Genomic DNA, 18,232 nt, shown 5'->3' with positions numbered 1-18,232 from the left:
TAAGTTCGGAGCCCATGGTCGTCAATCCGTCACTGTCCCGCATCGACCTGCCGGCCGGCGACGGCTGGAGTCGCTCGATGAAAGATGAATCCGCACAGCGCCCGCGCCGCTCCCGGCTGGTGATGGGTATTTTCCTGCTGGTGCTGGGCGCGTTGATGCTGGCGGTGAACCTGGGCTTCGGCCTGCCGGTGGGATGGTGGCAGTATTTGCCATGGCTGCTGATCGCATTCGGCGTGTGGGGGCTGGCGATGCCCAGTCGCCATCTCGATCGGGTCGGCGGGGTGTGGATGCTCGCCACCGGCCTGTACTGTTTGTTCGGTTTGTTCGACTGGTGGGGGCTGGGCTGGGGAGGCGCGTGGCCGATCTTCGTGATCGCGGCCGGCCTCGGGTTCATCCTGCACCGGCATGACGATGGGCCGCCGCCGACTGCCGGCAGCGGTCCGGGTAACGGTGTCTCATGAATTCTGCTCCACCTGGCGATCCCGATCGCGATCCAGCGCGCGATCGCCATCACGATCACGGTTTCGACTGGCCCTTGCATCCGCGCTCGCCGCAGGGTCCGCGCGATATATTCTCGACCCGACTCATCGTCGGCATCGTAATCATCCTGCTTGGTGGCCTGCTGCTGGCCGACAACCTGGGCTGGTGGGACGCGCGCCACGTGATACGTCTCCTGTGGCCGCTCGTGCTCGTGGCGGTCGGCGTCGTCATGGTCCGCCATCCTGAGCACAAGCGCCCCCGCAGTTGGGGCTGGGTGTTCATCACGGTCGGCGCCTGGGTCTTCCTCGCCAGACTCGGCTGGCTGCACTTCGATCTGCGCGACGTGCTGGTGCCGGGCATTTTGTTGTTCATCGGCGGCGTGCTGGTGTTTCGTTCGCTGTCCGGTCCGCCCAAGGGCAGCAGCGACCCCACGCCACCGCCAAAGACCAACGGTCCCAGCAGTCCTGGTGGACCTGGCGGCGCTGCCAGTCACACGCCCGGTGCTACCAACTTTGGCAGCTCGACTTCCGACGATCACGCCGAGTTCGTGCGTTCGTTCGCACTGCTGTCGGCGCATGAATTGCGCCCCGTTTCACGGCCCTTCCGCGGCGCCGATCTCAATGCTCTCATGGGCGGCATCAAGCTCGACTTGACCAGCGCGCGCATGGAAGGCGATACCGCCGTGGTCGAAGTGTTTTCGTTCTGGGGCGGCGTGGAAATCTTCGTGCCGCCGGACTGGACCGTGACCAGCGAAGTCACGACGCTGCTGGCGGGCTTCATCGACAAGCGGCGCCCCACCACCGTCGTGCCGACCAAGCACCTGGTCATCAGGGGCATGATCGTGATGGCCGGCGTCGAGATCAAAAACTGATGCACCCGATCTTCCAACATCGCCGGCGGCTGATGCTGTACCTCGGCGTGTGGGTGGTGTTCGGCCTGCTGCTGACCGTCGTATTCGTATTCGGCGGCAATGCGCCAGTGGACTGGTCACTCGAATTCGCTGTGCCAGTGGCGATCGTGCTCGGACTGCAGTCGCTGTCGTTCTGGTACATCGTTCAGGCCATGCCGGCGGACGACACGCCCGTGGTGCGCATGGTCATCACCTGGGCGATCGCCGGCATCGTGTCGCTGATCGTGTGGATCGCCATCGCCTACGGGTGGGCGATGTGGCTGGTGCCCGAGGGCGAGGTCTACCCCGAATCGTCGACGAGTGTGTTGCCGCTGCTGATATTCGCCGGCGCCATTGGCATGTCGCTGGCGGTGCTGGGTCACTATCTGGCCGGCGCGTTTCAACGTTCGCGTAACGCCGAGCGGCGCGCGCTGGAATTGCAGGTGCTGGCGCGTGAGGCGGAGTTGAAGTCGCTGCGCGCGCAGCTCGATCCGCATTTCTTGTTCAACAGCTTGAACTCGGTGGCGGCGCTGATCGGCAATGACACGCAGGCAGCGCGGCAGATGTGTTTCCTGATGGCGAACTTCTTCCGCAAGAGCCTAACGCTGGCGCGGCAGCAGGCGATTCCGCTGTCCGAGGAAGTGTCGCTGGCCGAAACTTTCCTTGCCATCGAGCAGGTGCGTTTCGGCGATCGGTTGCGCGCCAGTTTCGACATCGCCGATGACGTGAAGGATGTGGCCGTGCCGCCGCTGATGTTGCAACCTTTGGTAGAGAATGCGGTTCATCACGGGGTGGCGCATCTGCTCGAGGGCGGCGAGGTGTGCGTGCAAGCGCGTCGGCGTGAAGGGTTTCTGGAGCTGGTGGTCGCCAATCCGTGCGACCCCGACCGGCCGCCCTCGCGCAGCACCGGCGTCGGCCTGGTCAACGTGCGCTCGCGTGTAGAAACATTGTGCGGTCATCGCGCCAGCGTCGACGTCGACGCCAGCGAGACCGCGTTCCGCGTCTCGATTCTGCTGCCGGCCGTCAGCAGCCAATCGGCAACCTCCTGAAGGAAGCTCCCGTGCGTGTCCTGATCGTCGACGATGAAACCCTGGCCCGCTCCATCCTCGCCGAGCATTTGTCCAAGCTGCCCGATATTGAAATCGTCGGTCAGGCGGCCAACGGCTTCGAGGCCGTGAAGCTGGCTGAGGAGCTCAACCCCGACCTGATGTTTCTCGACATCCAGATGCCGAAGCTGTCGGGCTTCGAAGTGCTGGAATTGCTCGCGGAACGCGCGCCCGCCGTGATCTTCACGACGGCGTTCGATGAGTTCGCGCTGCGCGCCTTCGAAGTGCATGCCGTGGATTATTTGCTTAAACCGGTGGAGCCGCCGCGCTTGGCCGCGGCTGTCGAACGGGCCGCGGAGCGTTTGCGGAACAAGACGCCCGCGCCGTCGGCGGAGCAGCTGTCCGCCGCCGCGCGTCCGCCGGGGCGGACGCTGGAGCGCATCTTGATTCGTCACGAAGGTCGCGTGCACGTGTTGCCGATGGATCGCATCGACTTCATCGAGGCGCAGGACGATTACCTGTCGTTCGCCGCCGCCGGCAAACGGCTGCGCAAGCAACAAACCATGAGCGACCTGGAAACTCAGCTGGATCCCACGCGTTTTGTGCGTATCCATCGCTCGTTCATCCTGAACGTGGAACGCCTGGCGCGCATCGACCTGTACGGCAAGGACAGCTGGCTGGCCATCCTGTCGGATGGCACCAAGCTGCCGATGTCGCGGACGGGACACACCAAGCTCAAGGAGTTGATCGGATGAACTCACCGTTTTCCGGAGGGAACACTGCCATGACCGAGAGCACTCGTAACGAGCCGCCGCGTTCAGAAGAATTTCAGTTCAGCGGCGATACCCTGCTGGCCAAGCTCAAGGAGATCGTCCGGGCGGGCAACGTGCGCCGGGTGATCATCAAGAACGAGGAGGGTCGCGTATTGATCGACGTTCCGTTGACGTTGGGCGTCGTGGGCACGCTGCTCGCGCCACAGCTCGCCGCCATCGGCGCGATTGCCGCGCTGGTGCTGAAGGGCTCCATCGTCATCGAGAAAGAAGTCGAGACGCCGCCCACCGTGACGCCTTCGATGTGATGTTTCGATGTGATGTGAGGAGATGAATGGCGAGGCGCATCGGCATTATGACGCTCATGGTCGTGCTGCTTGCGCCGCTGCACGCGACGGCGTCGACCGACGATGCGCTCGACCGTTACGTGCAGCACATTGCTTCGAGCCTGCCGGAAAAGACCGCGGCCGCGCTGAAGGAGATCGAGGGTACGCCAAGGCGCTTACTGGCGGCGCGGGCGTACCTTCGCGCCGGAGGCGAGTTGCGCACGCGTTGGAGCTGGTCGAGCGACGAGATCCACGCGCACACGCGATCGCCCGAATATCGCGCCTTGCTCGATGAGACCGAACGGGTGCGCAAGCGATTCGAAGCGCAGAATCCCGGTTACACCCTGTACGCCAACACCGAAGCGCGCAGCCTGGAACTGCAGATCACTCGTTTCAATACAAACAAGTCGGTCGCAAAGGTGGCTGCGTCGTTGCACAAGCAGGCGCTGGCCGAGATCGGCAAGCCTGCATATGGCTCGCCGGACGAAGCAGATTCGGTGCAACGCTTCAAACAATTTCTGACTCGTTGGCGTCCGCCGACGGCCGCGCCGCTCGCCGCGCCGGGGATTTCCCGGCACGGCCAGCTGCGAGCCATCGATTTCCAGATCATGAAGGACGGCGCTATCGTGGCGCCTACCGAGACGGCGACGGTCAAGCGCAATTGGGATGAGCCGGGCTGGACTCGAAAATTGCAAATAGCCATGGAGGGCACACGCTTCCGCGGGCCGCTGCAATCGCCGTATGAACCATGGCATTACGAATACGATCCTTGAGGCTTCCATGAGAACCGCTGTTGTATTTCCGGGCTTGATGGTGTGTGTCGCGCTGCTTGCGGGCTGCACGGCGACAGCGCCCTCGCGCGTGCGGGTGGACCAGGCGGAAGGCGGATTGCCGAACTGCAAGACGTTCGCATGGATCCCGACACCGCAGCAGCCGGCGACGCTGACGGAGCAGCGCGTGAAAACCGAGGTGCTCGCGAAGCTCAAGGAAAAGGGCTATTCCGAGGCCGAGAAGGCGGACTGCCGCGTGACTTACGTGCTCGACGTCCACGAGCGGCCGAAAAACAAACCGAGCGTCGGCGTTGGCGCGGGCGGCGGCTCCGGCGGCATCGGTGGCGGTATCGGCGTCAGCCTGCCCATCGGCAAAAGAAACGAACAGGCCGGGACCTTCACCATCGATATCGTCGATGCCGCCAAGAACGCGCAAGTGTGGAGCGGCTCGCTCGACGCCACTTTCGCCAAGGCCGAGCTGAACGAGGACGAGGCTCGTGAGATCGTGGCGAAAGTGCTGGAGAGATATCCGGACCGGGCGCCGAACTAGTCGACGCCGCCCTGTCTGTAGATGTGCGTTAGAGGCTCGGCGTGCGGGCTGACACGTGCGTCTTTTCGTACAACTCCTGACACTGCACGCAGCGTTCCGCCGTTGGCTCTGCTCGCAAGCGAGCAAACGGGATCGACTGGCCGCAATCCACGCAGTTGCCGTAAGTGCCTGCATTGATCCGCTGCAGCGCCGAGTCGATCATCCGCAACTCGTCCACGTCTCGCTCGATCTCCGAGAGATTGGTGTCGACGATCAACGTCGCGAACGAATCGTCCTCGCTGTCCCGTGCGCGCTCGGCAACATTCCCCGGCGTCTCATCGACCGACTTCGCGCGCGTACGTTGTAACTCATCGCGCAGCTGTGCCGCGCGCTCCCGCAACCGAAGCTTGAAGTCCAGCGCCTGCGTTTGATCGACCATATCCGTTCACTCTCATACTTGGACTGATAAGTAACCCGCCGCCGAGCGGCGGGTTCCTGCCTCCCGAGTGATGATGGGCGGGGCACGAGGCCGTGTCGGTAATCTTCATTCAAGCGTGTGAGCGACCAGTGTCAACGTTTGCGTTTCTCCTTGATCTTCAGCGCGGATGCCGTGATGCGGCCGAACTGCTTATCGCGGGCGCGGCGCTCGCGAGTGGACATTTCGGCTAGAGCGGCTTCGCGCTGCAGCTTCCGATAGCTCGCCAACCGACGCGGGTCGAGATTCCCAGCTGCGATAGCGGCGAGCACCGCACAGCCGGCTTCGGACTCATGGCGACAGTCGCGAAAGTGACATTGCCCGGCGAGCGACTCGACGTTGTCGAATACCGTGCGTAAGCCGCTGCCGATCGCGCCGATCTTGAGCTCGCGCATGCCGGGCGTGTCGATGATCCATGCGCCGCCTTCGAGCGGAAACATTTCTCTCGACGTGGTGGTGTGCCGTCCTTTGCTGTCGTCCTCCCGGATGCCGCTCGTTGCTTGATGCGATTGACCGATCAGTGTGTTCACCAACGTGGACTTGCCGACGCCGGAGGAACCGACGAATGCCACTGTCTGGCCGGGCTGCAGCCACGGAGCCAGAGTCGTAGCTACGGTGGTGTCCATGGTGTTCACGGCGATGGTGATTTCATTAGTGCCCAGCGTGTTGGTCTGGTCGATGTAAGCGTCGGGATCGGCGCACAAGTCGGCCTTGGTGATTACGATTACCGGTTCCACTTGTGCCTCGTACGCTAGCGCGAGATAGCGTTCCAGCCGCGACAGATTGAAATCGTCGTTGCAGGAGGTGACTACGAACAGCGTGTCCAGATTCGCTGCGATGGTCTGCACACGATGATCTGTGCCAGCGGCCTGACGTTTGATCACGGAGTACGGCGCGAGGACGCGTTGCACGCGAGGTGCAGCGTGCTCGATCAGGACCCAGTCGCCGACGGTGATCGGCAGCTCGCGAGATTCGAGCAAGCGCGGCGGGATTGTGACCGTAGTCGATCCCTGCTCGGAGATAACAATCAGCCCGCTTCGATGCACGCTGGACACGCGCGCGGGATGAGCGGTGTCGAGGTCTTGCAACGTGAGTTGCTGCGAATGAAAGGGACGCCAGCCGAGGCGGGCCAGAGAAAAGGCGGAAGATGACATGCGTGAACCCCAATGGAATGCGACACGACATCCGCTCCTGTTGCGAGGAACGGGCGTAGCAACGCCGGGGTGAACGCAAGGCCCGCCGCGTGGCGGGCGCAATCAGATCAGCGAGTACCGACCCGAGTGGTTTGCAGCAGCAACCCGGCGGAGATCGCAGTTCGCGCAGTCATAGTTCTCTGGACCTCTCTCTCTGGGTTGGTAAGAAGGGATGGGAAGCGTACTCGTCTCCGCCTTGGTGGGCAAGCCAATGCGTATGAAGAGGAAACGTCGGTGGCTCGCGAAGGCCGCCGGGGGTATGCCCTCCCGGCACCGCTGCACCCGCCTCGCCACGCTGGCGCGTGTCGCCTGCTTGTACGTCCATTCCACCATCACCAATCGCGGCGTTGACTTCCCGCCGCTTATGGCTAACCGGCATTCTCGCCTGTGAGTTCGTACGCTATTGGGCCAGCGTCCCTGCTGGTCCCAATTGCCGGGAGGACATACCCCCAGCGACCTTCGCAGAAACGTCGGCGGTGGGTTCGAGGGAGCAGAGCAGTGTTTATTGGATCGTCACCTGAAACGTTACCGTGCCAGTGGCTCCTGGCAGCAGGTCGCCGGTCAGCGTCCACTCGATGTTTCCTGTGGCCCCAGCCGTGGGTGCGGTCGTGGTTGTGCAGTTGGTGAGGCCGGCGGCCAAGGTGCCGCACGTGGCGGCGTTGAAGACTGTGTACGCCGGCGTTGAGTCGTGAATCTTGATCGTGGTCAGCGGTCCACTGCTGTGGTTCGTGTAAGTGATCGTGTAGAGCAACGCTTCGCCAGGCAGCGCGCTGGCGCGGTCAACGGTCTTGGTCAGGTGCAGGCCGGCTTCGCCGAGGTCGCCGATGACAGTGAGGTCGTTGCGCGCCAGTGCATCGATGAGCGAGCTATTGGTGAAGGCGAAGGTCGCGTTCAGCGCCAGTGGATACTGATCGTTATAAGCTGCCGTCTCGGATGCGGACACCCGCGCCAGGATGCAAACACTTTCGGTCGCGACGACAGGGATCCCACCGGATAGTGGCGCCTCGGCACCGTTTATCGTGCCATCGCAGTTCGTATCCAGGAACAGCGTGTGACTCCACCCGGCAGTGCCAGGCGCTGTGGCGCTGAACGTGATGACGCCCGCGGTGCCGGCGACATAGCGATGGAGATAAAATGCGACATTGCCCGGCAGGATGCTTTGTCGCCCATCCGTGTCGAATCGATTCGCCCGCACATCGCCGAAGTTCACACCCACGTAAACCGTCCCGACCGCATTGGTAAACGTGACGGTATCCGTCGCTCGATCGTAGCTCCCGCCCGTGTTACCAACGACTGCGCCGGTAGACACGAATGATCCCGTGTTGGCTTCCGTGATCTTTACCGCGGTGACGCCCGCGGACGCGGGAATCCACAGTGTGTACGCGCCGTCACCGACGGTGCTGGTCGAATCGTAGATCACATTGCCCGTGCCGTCGGTCGCGCGCACTGGCACACCCGGCAGAGCGATTTCACTAATCTCGCGAACGACGTTGTTAGCGATGCTGCCACTCGCACCATCATCCTGGAACACGCGCCCCGTGAGCTTGCTGCCATTGAAGAGACCGAAGTTCTGATTCGGCTCATCGCGAGTGGCGATCGTGAGCGCGCGAGTCATCGTCGGGACTTCCGTCGGAAACCAGGCTGCCGGCGTCGTCATAGCCACATCGGTCGCCGTATTGTTCGTGTCGATCAGAACAGCGTAACTATCGGTGGCTACGTTCGTGAAGCTGAAAGCGCCAGTGGACGTATTGACCGTCGCAACCTGCAACGCTCGAGTCGGATACGACGTTTGAATCAGCTTCGCGTACAAAGTCTGGCCGGTGCCGCCCTCGGACGGATCCATGAAGGCGTTATGGTTGGCGTCGCTATAAACATTGCCAGTCACGGCGCACAGCGAATACACGCCATACGCTGTCACGACCGCCTCTCCAAGCTCCATGCCGAGCAAGCTCAACAACGGATCGATCACGATGGTCGTCAAGCCGCTGAGAATGGGCGAGAGGGTGCTACTGATGGTCGGTCGAAGCACGTTGCCGATCAGCACATCCAGATTCACGATGGGCAGCGAGCTCAACGTCACGGACACCGTGAGATTTCCCAGCAACGTGCTCACCAGATTCGCCGCGAAGCCCGCGCCGGTGGAGGCCGTCTGAGTCTGAGGATAGGGCGGGCTGAAGTTCATCGTGGTCGGCGAAGGCAACTGACCGCGCGCATACGCTTTGATGGCTATGGTGCCGTTAACCGGAATCAATCCGAGCGCAGTCAGCGACAGAGTGCCGAACGAAGCGGGTGTGAAGCTCGCCTGCGTGATCGTCGCCGCACGATTGAAGAACACGTTGTCGGAGATCGAGCCGATGTACATATCCGCGACGCCCGGCGTGACTTGAGCGCTGAACGTGTTGGTGATGGCGTTGAGCGTGCCAATGGTCCCTTCGGCGCGCGCCACTTCGACATACAAATTAAGAGCCGAGCCGAGCGTCACGCTGGAGTTCGTAACGCCCGTGATGCCATTGAGGATGTTCAGCAGCGGCGCCTGCGCCGGCAATGTCAGGTTGAGCTTGATGCGAATGGCCGCGCTGTGAAAAGCGGTGCCGAACGGCCCACACACATAGAGCGGCGGCTCGATCACTTGCGCGGCGAGCGTTACGTTGTTGACCCCGGTTACGCCTGCGGCGCTCACTGCAACGGGCGCGCTGGTCGTGACGACGTTGCGGTAGTTGTACAACTGAACCAAGCCGACGACCAGGTCCAGCGCGTCGATGCTCGTCTGTCCAGCCGCACCTGTAATATTGAGCAAATCGCCGAGCGCAATATTCCCCAAAGGCACACTGAGAGGTGCGGCGACATTCGCAAGCGATGAAGAGACCGACGCGGCGTTACCACCGACAGTGGCAGCTGCCGCCGCGTTCAGGATCTGGAGCAAAGTCGTGTTCGTGGCCAGCGCCTGCGACGGACTCGATACGCTCAGCGAGGTTTGCAACACATTGAGCATCTGCACCACGTTCACGCTGCCACCCGCGAGGTTTTGCCAGTCCAACACATTCACGTTGACGCTGGACCCGGTGAGATTGCCGAGCAGCGCATTGAGCAGCGCGACTTGCGTGGAATCGATGCTCGCGAGCCGCGGCCCAGTCATCACGCAGCCTTGATCGGTGCAGCTCGCATGCGCTGCAGTGGCGCTGAACAGCGCGAGCAACACCATGCAAAGCCACAAGCTAGCGCTGCATTTCCTGATCATTGCAGCTGCCCCAGCAACGATTCGTCGAACTTGAATCGCATGCGCAGGTAGGCGCCGCGGCGCGTGTATTCGTCCCCGGCGAGATCGTCGTCACGAAAGCCAAGCACGTTGTAGCCGGCGGATAACCACAGATTACTCATCATCAAGAAGCCGAGCTCCGCCCCGACGCCACCCTGGCCTGACGAGAACGATTCGCTCATCAGCGCTCGAACGTGTGCGCCGATATCGAAGCGCGAGCCGACGTCGCGAGTGACGCGGCCGCCGACCAGATGGGCTCTGGTGTCGTAGCGACCCTCAGCTGTCCTTTCGTGGGCGAGCTTAGTGGAATATTGGCCTCGCACGAGCGTGCGACCGGCGTACTGATAGTCCATGTGGGTGGAGAAGATGTGCACGACGCGTTTTACGTCGATCTCCACGCCTTCTTCCGTTTTGAGCTCATAGCGCCACAGTCCGTTGACGCGATTGGTGTCGCTGTCGCGATAGGCGAAGCCCAGTTGCAACCGTTCCTGGGCGCGATCGTCCTGGCTATCGTTGCGCGTCAGGGCGTATGCGTTGCGGCCGAGGAAGGTCCACTCGTCGGATAGCTTGCTCGCCAAGCCGAAGGTCGACAGCAAGCCGTCACCGTTGCTTGCGTCGCGGAGTTCTAAGCGCGCGGTGCCCTTCCACAAGGAATTGCGCGTGTACTCGAGCGCGCCCGTCAGCGCTGATGTTTCGTTCTGCGAGGCGTTATCGAGCGCGTCAACGCGTTCGGCAGTCGTGTGAATGCGAACGCCCCGCGCCAGCTGCCAGCCGTTGCGCAAACCGATGGCGGCCTGAGCTTCGCGACCGCTGAGAGCGTCGGCGATACGGTACTCGCTGAAAACGTGGTTGTCGGTCAGATAACTGGTATCGACGCCGAATACGGTGGTGTTGCGCTCTTTGCTCGGATCCAGCTCGTAGGGACCTGCGAGCGAAGAAATGAACTCGTGTCGCGCGTACAGGCGGCTGCGCCCGGCGAGGCGATATTCGCCGCCGGCAGCAACGACTTTGTTGTCGGAAACGGCGATGTCTTGCTCGTACTCGCCGAAGAGTGCCGCGCGTTTGAAGAAGGGCAGCGGCGTCGTCAAGCGCGTGCTAACGCTGGTCGTGTTCGAAGTCTCGCCAGTGGCGGACTCGTCGTTCACGCGCCGCAGGCCCACTTCACCTTTGATGTTGTAGCTGAAGCTCTGCTCGATGCCGAACAACCCGCCCCTGCGCGAGGCGTCGTTGGTCACATCGGCGCTGTGTAGTGCTTCACCGAGGATGCGCAATCGCTCCGTGATCGAATAGCTGGCCTTCGCACCCGCTTCCTCGCGATTGGCGGAGAGATAGGAAGACGGATTGTCGAACTCCGCGTCAGTGTGACTGGCAAACGCGCGCAGTTGCAGGTCGGCGCCATCGTGGAGCAGCTCAAGGCGTTGCCCGTTACCGTTAGCGGCATCGCCGGGCCGCGTATGCGCAATCTCGCCGACGAGTTGCGTGTGCTTGCCCAGCGTGAAGGTCGCGTTGGTGCTGTATATGCGTCGTTCTTCCTCGGGATTCTGGTCGTCGATCACGGCCGCACCGAGCTTGACGACTTTGTTTAGCTGCACCTGTGCGTCGACGCCCGTGGTCCAGAAGTCCTCGCCGCCTTGTTCGGCTTCATAGGTGATGCGAATGGAGACTGGGTTGAGGTGCTGATCGACCGAGGGAATCGGCGCTCGGAACAAAATGCGTCCGGTGAGCGGCTCGATTTCGTAGTCAGTAAAGCGCTGCTGAGGAATCGCGCTCAGGATTACGGCGGGCTGGTCACGGTCGCGGGTGACGATCTCGACCTGCTCGCTGTTTTCCAATGCAGAGGTGTTGCTGAGGAAGAACGGGCCCGATGTGCCGTTCGCCGGAATCTCTTCCACGACCTGGCGGGCATTGTCGTGACTTGCGAATGCATCGATGGCGATGGGGCCGCGCTGGTAGCGCTCGTTGATTCCGGTCAGGCTGCGGTTGTAGGCGCCCAGCTTGCGTTCCAGGCTCAAGCTCTGCGTGGTGAAGTCGCCGGCCAGCCAATAGGAACGATCCTTGTCGATGCGCACGTATAGGCGCGAGGTGGATTGCGCGTCGTAGCCTTTGACGGAGCTGTCGCCGTACACCGGATAGAAACGATCGGGCTGAATGTCTCGGAACAGGCGTTCGCGAGAATCCTTGTCGGAGTCGTAGCCGAGAGTCAGCAAGTAGTCGCCACGTACTTTGCCCTTCAGAAACAATGCGGCGCGCGCACCGCCGGTCAGCTCGCCGTTGCGTGCGGAAAATTGGCGTAGCTCTTGCGCGAAGCCGTCTTCGCGACGCGCGGGCGTCAGGGCATTCATGTCGAACTTGCTGAGATCGAGCGTGCCCTCGATCAGGCCGGCGCTGACGAGTGGGCGCAGCGCCGGCACGAAGTTGAGATGCGTTTCCGCGGAAACGTGGCCGCTGGTGGCAAGAATGATCGCTGTGCCCGGCGTTGTGGGAGAGCGCAGAGGGAACTGAGCTTGGCCGCCTTCGACGAAAATCTGCGTGCCTGGCTCGTTCGGATCCAGATCGCCGATGTCCCACGTGCCCAGCGTGGATTCGAGTGTCACGGGCGTGCGGGCGGCGACGACAACGTCGTGCTCGTCTTTCAGGTCGATTCGAACATGCGCGACGTGTTCGCCATCGGCGGGCACCCCTGCTGTGGGAACGCTTACGTTTATGCGAGCCATTTGATCGGGCGCGATCAGGCTGATCTCGCGAATCTCGCGTGCGTTACCGAAAGGGTCACGCTGCACGAGCTGCAGAGAGTTGCGGCCGGGGTTCAGTTCGACTCCGATGAGCTCCCAAGCCTCGATCTTGCGTTGGTTGTCGACGATGCGCGTGCCAACGCGATCACTAGTAACCAAGCGATCATTGATCTTGAGATCAAAGGTCGAACCGGCCGGGCCCTTCACCACCACCGTGATCTGGCGGGTGCCCAGCCGATCGCCGTCGATCAAGCCGACGAAGTCGGCGCTGTTATCGATTCCGGCGAGCCTCGCTTGCAGGGTCGCTCCGCGCGCCGTCTCTGCCATGGCGACTACAGCAGAAGTATTCGCAAAGTATGTTGGCTTCTGTGTGGTATCGCCGATGATGCCGCTGGCCGCAACGCCGCGGGTGTCGCCAACGTTGGCTTCCCCGGCGGGCTTCAGTTCGTTCTTTAAGCCGAGATTCAACTCACGACCAAGAGTGTTGCTGTTCGATTCGGCGGTGTCTGAAGGATCATCAGCGGGCGCGAGCGCGCGCATCAGCGAGTCGCTGCACGGGCCGACAGCGAAGTCCGCGCGATGCATCTCACTGCGGTGGATGTCGATGAACTGGCTATTGCCGTCTCTCGCATGACGCTGCGAGATCGGCATCAAAGTCACATTGGCCGGCAAAGTGGTCGCATCGACCTTCAACACGTGAGTCCTCGGCGACACGCCATAAAAGCTGTACTTCCCTTCGTTGTCGCTGATGACGAAGCTGCCGTCCTCCATATACAGCCGTACGCGTGGCAGGCCAGGCTCGCCGGCATCTTGAACAGAGTTCGCGTTGCAGTCGGCGAAAATCTTGCCGAGCACGTAAGCGCGGTCGTCGAACACGCCCCCTTCAACCTTCACGGCAGCAGAAGCAGTGTTACTAACTTTGCGGGCGGGAGAAGAGCTGCGCAGGACAGCGCGATTGACGCCGTCGCCTTCGTGAGCGCCAGGGCCGACGGCCACGCGATACGTCAGTGTGCGATCCGTCGCCTCCAGAGTCTCGAGGGGGAATTCGAGAATCGGCCCTTTGCCGCCACTCGGATCCGCTATCGCGACGCCATCGAGCCTGGCGCTGTTCTTCAAGTACGAGAATCCTGGTGGCAAGCTGTCCGTGAGCGTGAGCCGCGACAGATCGAGTCCGCTGGTGTTCCGCATGACAACCGTGTACTGCAGCGTGTCCGCAATCTCGACGGCATCGCGCGATGCTTTTTTCTGCAGGAACAGCCCGTCGGCAGGGCTGTCGAGAGGGATATCCAGGAACACCGTGCCGGTATCGACATTCACTTCGAAGTCCTGGCCGTGCGATCCCGCTCGAACCAAGCGTGAAACAGCCAGCTCATCGAGTCCGGCCGTCGACGGAAAACGATAATCGCCAGGCGGCGTGACGATCAGCCGATACACGCTGGGCGCGACCAACGGAAATTGATACGTGCCGTCGTCGGATGTAACAACTTCGCTTGGCAATCGCGTCACACCGTCGAATCCAAAGACGACTGCGGCACCGCCCGGGAAGCCGCCGTTGCCCGCGCCAGTCACATCGATCAGGCGGACGGTTGCGCCACTGATTGGTTCGTTCGTCTGGCTGTCGAACAAAATGCCTGCAGGATCGATGAGCAGCGAATCCGACGCCGTGCCGGAGCCGCAGCCGTCCACCCACGCTTGCACTACGTCCTGCAGACTGCTTTCGAGGACTTCGTTGTGCTGTACGGTCGCCGTGCGGCGGCCGGCGAGGCGCACCGGGCCGACGATGCGATAGATGCCAGTGTCGGCAGCGGTCTCGACGCCGTCGTAGATTTCTTCGTCCAGCGAGACGTCGGTGCTGATGACGATCCGCACGTGATCGACGCTCTGCGAATTCACGTCGCAGCCATCGGATGTTACCTGCACGTACATCGACTGACCGTGATCAGCCACGGTCGCCTGGCGACTGAAGCCGGCGTCGTTGTACCACTGGATATGCGGCGGCTCCAACGGCACCAGCGCTTGGGTCACATTCGATGAAAGCGCGACTGAAGGTGCGCCAGGGTGCTCGAGATACGACGCATGCGCCTGATTGAGGACCAGCCAGCCGGCGGAAGCCGTCGTCGTCTGTGACCTCGCCGCAGCAGTGAAAAGCGCCGCTACCGCGAGTGTCACCAGAAGGAGCGGGCGCAGGCAGGTTGGGACCGGGCGCTGCATGCAGTGCGGTCTCTGGTTGCACTACCGGGGCCGTCACTGATCGATTCGCACGCCGAAGGTCAGCGTGGCGCTCTGGCCTGGGCTCAGCGTGCCAACGGTTGCCTGAACCGTCCCCGTTGCCCCGCCTGCCGGTGCAGAGACGGTTCCGACCGTCGACGCCGCCGGCACGGTCGCGTGATACGTCGTGTACGTGGGCGTCGCATCGCTGACGATCAGCGAGGAAACATCCATGCTGCCAGTATTCGTCGCCGTAATTTGATATCGCAAGCATGCGCCCGGAAAGGCGCCCGTGCCGAAGTTCGAGGCAGTGAACGCGTAGTCTGCTGTGCCGTCGCAGGCTTGATCGAGCGCATGGGTTTTGACGAGCGTGACCGACGACGCGATCACGCTGGTCGTGTCTGTCACAAACACCGCCGATGGAGCCGCCGCGCCGCTGATGACGCCGGTGGTTGTGGCCGTCAAGGTAGCGGTGTCGCTGAGGCCAATCGGCGAACCCGGAGCAGTAGTGACTTTGACGAACAGTCGCGCACTCTCACCCGGCGTCAAGCCAGCCGCGGTGCTGGCGCCATTCGTGCCGCCGGTCAGCGTGGCAAGGTCGGTGACGATGGGATCGGCGGGATCGAGTACGCCGTCATTGTTTCGATCCCAATGCACGACGCTGGTGAAGCCGGCCGTGCTCACAATGCTGAGAGCGACGCTGCTGCCCACTCCGTCACCTTCAGTGGCGTTGCCGGTGTTCACGAGGGTGTGTGTGTAAACGATCGCCGCGCCCGCCGTCGTCTGGCCTGTGTTGCTCGGGGTGAGGACGAGCGTGCGTGTCGTATTCACAGTGATCGCGTCATGCAGGGCGTCCGACGATCCCGTCGCCGGAGAGATTGCCCGGAAATAAATGTCGAAGTCCGCGGCGGCACTGACCGGCGCAGTCACATCGGCGTAAAACGTGCGACTCGCGGCGGCGTTCACGACGCCTGTATTGCTGACGATGTTTTCATTGGCATCACGGAACATCACTGACCAGCCGGCAGGCATCGTGATCGTGTTCAGCGAGCTATCCGTGGTCGCGCTCAGGTTATAAGTGTCGGCGGCGCCGCTACTGTTGGAAACAACGAGCGTGATGCGAGCAGTGCTCCCCGGTGCGACTGCCGTAGTCGAAACTGCCGAGAGCTCCGGACCAGCGCCGACGCCTGAGCCGCTCGCACTATTGTTGGTGAGATCGACCGAGCTGGCGCTTATGGTCGTCAACGTGTCCGTGCCGCTGTCCGACTGAGTCGGATCGATCAAGGAGCGGCCGACTAGATCGATGGTGTATGCCCCACCGCCAGCCACGCCCGTCGGCAACGTCGCCTCCACGACGACGTTTCGCGTCGTGCCCGCATTCATTGGGCCAGTGTCGGGGGCGCCGTCGCCATTGCTGTCCGTGAGCGGCGTGACGCCATCGGCGCGAAACAATTGAAACGTCGTTCCAGCGGGGAAGGCGTTATTGACCAACGTCATGTTGAACGTGTCCACGCCGTTGCCGTTGTTGATCACCGGGTTGGTGAAGCTCACCGTGCCGCCTTGAACCGACGACGCGACGGTCGAAGGGTCGACCTGCACAGCCACGGTTTGCTGGACGGTGTACTGAACGGTGTTGGTGTTCGCCGTTGCAACGGTGCTGGCGCCATCGTGGTACGTGTAAGTCGCGGTGCTTGCGGTTTCGGCATGCGCGCCCGGCGCCAGATTCGAATTCACATTGACTTGGAAGGTGAGTGTGCCACTCGCGCCGGGAGCGACCGAGGCGATGACCGCCGTGACTCGACCCGACTGCGTCGCGCCGAAGTCATAAGTGATGCCGCTCTGATTGCCGCTTGCCGCATCGGTGAGGACGGTGCTGCCGGTTGCGCTCCAGCGCCCGCTGCCGGCGACGTATGTGAAGCCGGAAGGAATCACATTGGCCAACGTCACGTTGGTAGCGACCGTGTTGCCAGTGTTCGTGTACGTGATCGACAACGTCCGCGCTGTCACTGACGGCGACGGGCCGGCCGCGGTGTCGATTGCGTGTGTCACAGTGATCACGCCCTGCGCGGTGATCGTCGTCGTGTCGATGTTGGAATCCGCGACCGAGTTGTTGAACGCGCTGGTGGCCGTCACCGTCAAGGCATTGGTGTTGCCGACAACGGCCGAACTCGGCACGGCGCCGACGGCGACGAAGTTGAAAGCACCGCCCGCGACGATTTGTCCCGTCGAGGTGATGGGCGAGTTGCTGTCGGGTATGCCGTCGCCGTTGGCGTCGGCGTAAAACTGAAGTGTCGTGAAGGAGAACGAGCCGCTTTCCCCTGAGCTCAGCGCGAACGTGTCGGGGCCATTGCCGGTATTCGCAAGCGTATGCGGATAAAACACTTGGCCGCCGGCCGTGGCTGTCTTCGCGCCGTCGGCGGAGAGGATCAAGCTCGCCACCTGCTGCACCGTCGTTACGACGGTGTTCGAAGTCACTGTGCGTGTGATTTGCGAGTCATCCGAATAGGTCGCGGATGCTTGGTTGCCGATCGTCGCCCCCGCCGGCGGCGCTGCTTGCGCAATCGTCACCGAGATCGCGGCGATGATCAGCAGCGCCGCGCTTTTCAAGGCTCGCGGCTTGCGAACGTAATGACTGATACAGCTGTACATGTGAGTGCCCGAGGTGTTGCGCGCTGAGGGTTACTTCTGACTCGTGGTCAGAGTCGGTTCGTTGGTGACGCGCACTCGGGCGCTTACCGTTTTACTAGCGCCGGCAGGCAGGTCGCCCAGCGGCCAACGCAGGAATCGATATTCGGTGGCGGGAACGAGCTGTTGCTGATGCGTGCCGTCCGGCATCTTCACCAGTCGTTTCAACGGGACGGGCGCGAACTGTGTGCCTTCGATGCTGGCTTCCACGCCAGCTGGCGTGGCGCTGTTCAACATCAGTTCCACTCCAGTGGCGGGCACCGGCAGCGTGGCCATCACGGAGTGCAAGGGCGCTTTGGAAACATTCTTGTACGTGGCCCGATACTCGATCACATCGCCCGGTTTCGCTTCCGCCGCGCTGGTGAGTTGTTCCTTACCGTTTGTGACGGCTACGACTTTGTGAGCTTCCAGGCTCGCGGTGAGTGGCTCTGCAGCAAATATTTGCTGTGGCAGCAGCGCGGACAGAGTGACGAGCAATGTGAGAAACAGTTTCATTGCAGTTCCGGTGGTGACGCTCCTGGTGGGTCTCGACAGCGAAGGTCGGAACCCTGATGAGGGGTTTCCCACTTATGGCGTCGCGCCAAATGAAAACTGCAGGTCATGTCACAACTGCACCGAGCAGGTTAAGGCCGTGCCCTAAGTGAGCTACCGAAGAGCAGAGCAGGAATAAAAGTTACGTTGCGACTACATGGACAGGAGTCGGAGGCCGCAGTGGTTCGCGTCGCCGGGAGCGTGTCCAGCCGGGTTCATCGTTTACACCAGTCCAGGTCCATCCTTTACACCGGGACATAGGTAATCTTCTTGGTGCGCAGGTCGATGCGTCCGAGTAGGTGCGCCATAAACCATACGGACCACAGGCCGTCGTCGACTTCT

13 protein-coding genes are annotated in these 18,232 nt (G+C 62.2%); 7 read left to right on the top strand and 6 right to left on the bottom strand.

What is annotated here, in order from left to right:
• Positions 1-14 precede the first annotated feature (14 nt).
• From VGD45_RS17950 to VGD45_RS17920, 7 genes are read left to right on the top strand one after another with little or no spacing between them, the layout of a single operon-like run.
• Positions 15-461: a LiaF transmembrane domain-containing protein gene (locus tag VGD45_RS17950; protein WP_331156713.1), complete on the top strand. Its 447-nt coding sequence runs from the start codon at positions 15-17 to the stop codon at positions 459-461.
• The gene (locus VGD45_RS17945) at positions 458-1,351 is read left to right on the top strand and encodes a LiaF transmembrane domain-containing protein (protein ID WP_331156712.1); all 894 of its coding nucleotides are present in this window, start codon (positions 458-460) and stop codon (positions 1,349-1,351) included. Before VGD45_RS17950 ends, VGD45_RS17945 begins: the two co-directional genes overlap by 4 nt.
• The gene (locus tag VGD45_RS17940; RefSeq protein WP_331156711.1) at positions 1,351-2,418 is read left to right on the top strand and encodes a sensor histidine kinase; all 1,068 of its coding nucleotides are present in this window, start codon (positions 1,351-1,353) and stop codon (positions 2,416-2,418) included. The genes VGD45_RS17945 and VGD45_RS17940 overlap by 1 nt, the downstream gene beginning before the upstream one ends.
• Before the next feature lie 11 nt (positions 2,419-2,429).
• A complete protein-coding gene (locus tag VGD45_RS17935; protein ID WP_331156710.1) occupies positions 2,430-3,170 on the top strand; it encodes a LytR/AlgR family response regulator transcription factor in 741 nt (246 codons plus the stop codon).
• Positions 3,171-3,199: 29 nt separating this feature from the next.
• Positions 3,200-3,493, top strand: a complete 294-nt coding sequence (locus VGD45_RS17930; protein ID WP_331156709.1) for a DUF4342 domain-containing protein — start codon at positions 3,200-3,202, stop codon at positions 3,491-3,493.
• 26 nt (positions 3,494-3,519) lie between these two features.
• Positions 3,520-4,284 carry a hypothetical protein gene (locus tag VGD45_RS17925; RefSeq protein WP_331156708.1) on the top strand — a complete coding sequence of 255 codons (765 nt, stop codon included), beginning with the start codon at positions 3,520-3,522 and terminating at the stop codon, positions 4,282-4,284.
• 7 nt (positions 4,285-4,291) lie between these two features.
• Positions 4,292-4,831, top strand: coding sequence for a DUF4136 domain-containing protein (locus VGD45_RS17920; protein ID WP_331156707.1), 540 nt, complete (start codon positions 4,292-4,294; stop codon positions 4,829-4,831).
• A 28-nt stretch (positions 4,832-4,859) separates the two neighbouring features.
• On the opposite strand, the gene VGD45_RS17915 is transcribed toward VGD45_RS17920, so the two are convergent.
• From VGD45_RS17915 to VGD45_RS17890, 6 genes are all read right to left on the bottom strand, one after another.
• Positions 4,860-5,249, bottom strand: a complete 390-nt coding sequence (locus tag VGD45_RS17915; protein WP_331156706.1) for a TraR/DksA family transcriptional regulator — start codon at positions 5,247-5,249, stop codon at positions 4,860-4,862.
• A 131-nt stretch (positions 5,250-5,380) separates the two neighbouring features.
• Positions 5,381-6,439 carry a ribosome small subunit-dependent GTPase A gene (rsgA, locus tag VGD45_RS17910; RefSeq protein ID WP_331156705.1) on the bottom strand — a complete coding sequence of 353 codons (1,059 nt, stop codon included), beginning with the start codon at positions 6,437-6,439 and terminating at the stop codon, positions 5,381-5,383.
• Positions 6,440-6,980: 541 nt separating this feature from the next.
• Positions 6,981-9,680: a hypothetical protein gene (locus VGD45_RS17905; protein WP_331156704.1), complete on the bottom strand. Its 2,700-nt coding sequence runs from the start codon at positions 9,678-9,680 to the stop codon at positions 6,981-6,983.
• Positions 9,681-9,712: 32 nt separating this feature from the next.
• Positions 9,713-14,677, bottom strand: a complete 4,965-nt coding sequence (locus VGD45_RS17900; RefSeq protein WP_331156703.1) for a hypothetical protein — start codon at positions 14,675-14,677, stop codon at positions 9,713-9,715.
• 33 nt (positions 14,678-14,710) lie between these two features.
• A complete protein-coding gene (locus VGD45_RS17895) occupies positions 14,711-17,323 on the bottom strand; it encodes a hypothetical protein (RefSeq protein WP_331156702.1) in 2,613 nt (870 codons plus the stop codon).
• Positions 17,324-17,353: 30 nt separating this feature from the next.
• Positions 17,354-17,854, bottom strand: a complete 501-nt coding sequence (locus VGD45_RS17890; RefSeq protein WP_331156701.1) for a hypothetical protein — start codon at positions 17,852-17,854, stop codon at positions 17,354-17,356.
• Between the last annotated feature and the right edge of the window lie 378 nt (positions 17,855-18,232).

The organism is Steroidobacter sp., assembly GCF_036402275.1.
Taxonomy (GTDB): Bacteria; Pseudomonadota; Gammaproteobacteria; order Steroidobacterales; family Steroidobacteraceae; genus Steroidobacter.
This window is presented reverse-complemented; position numbering and strand designations above follow the sequence as displayed.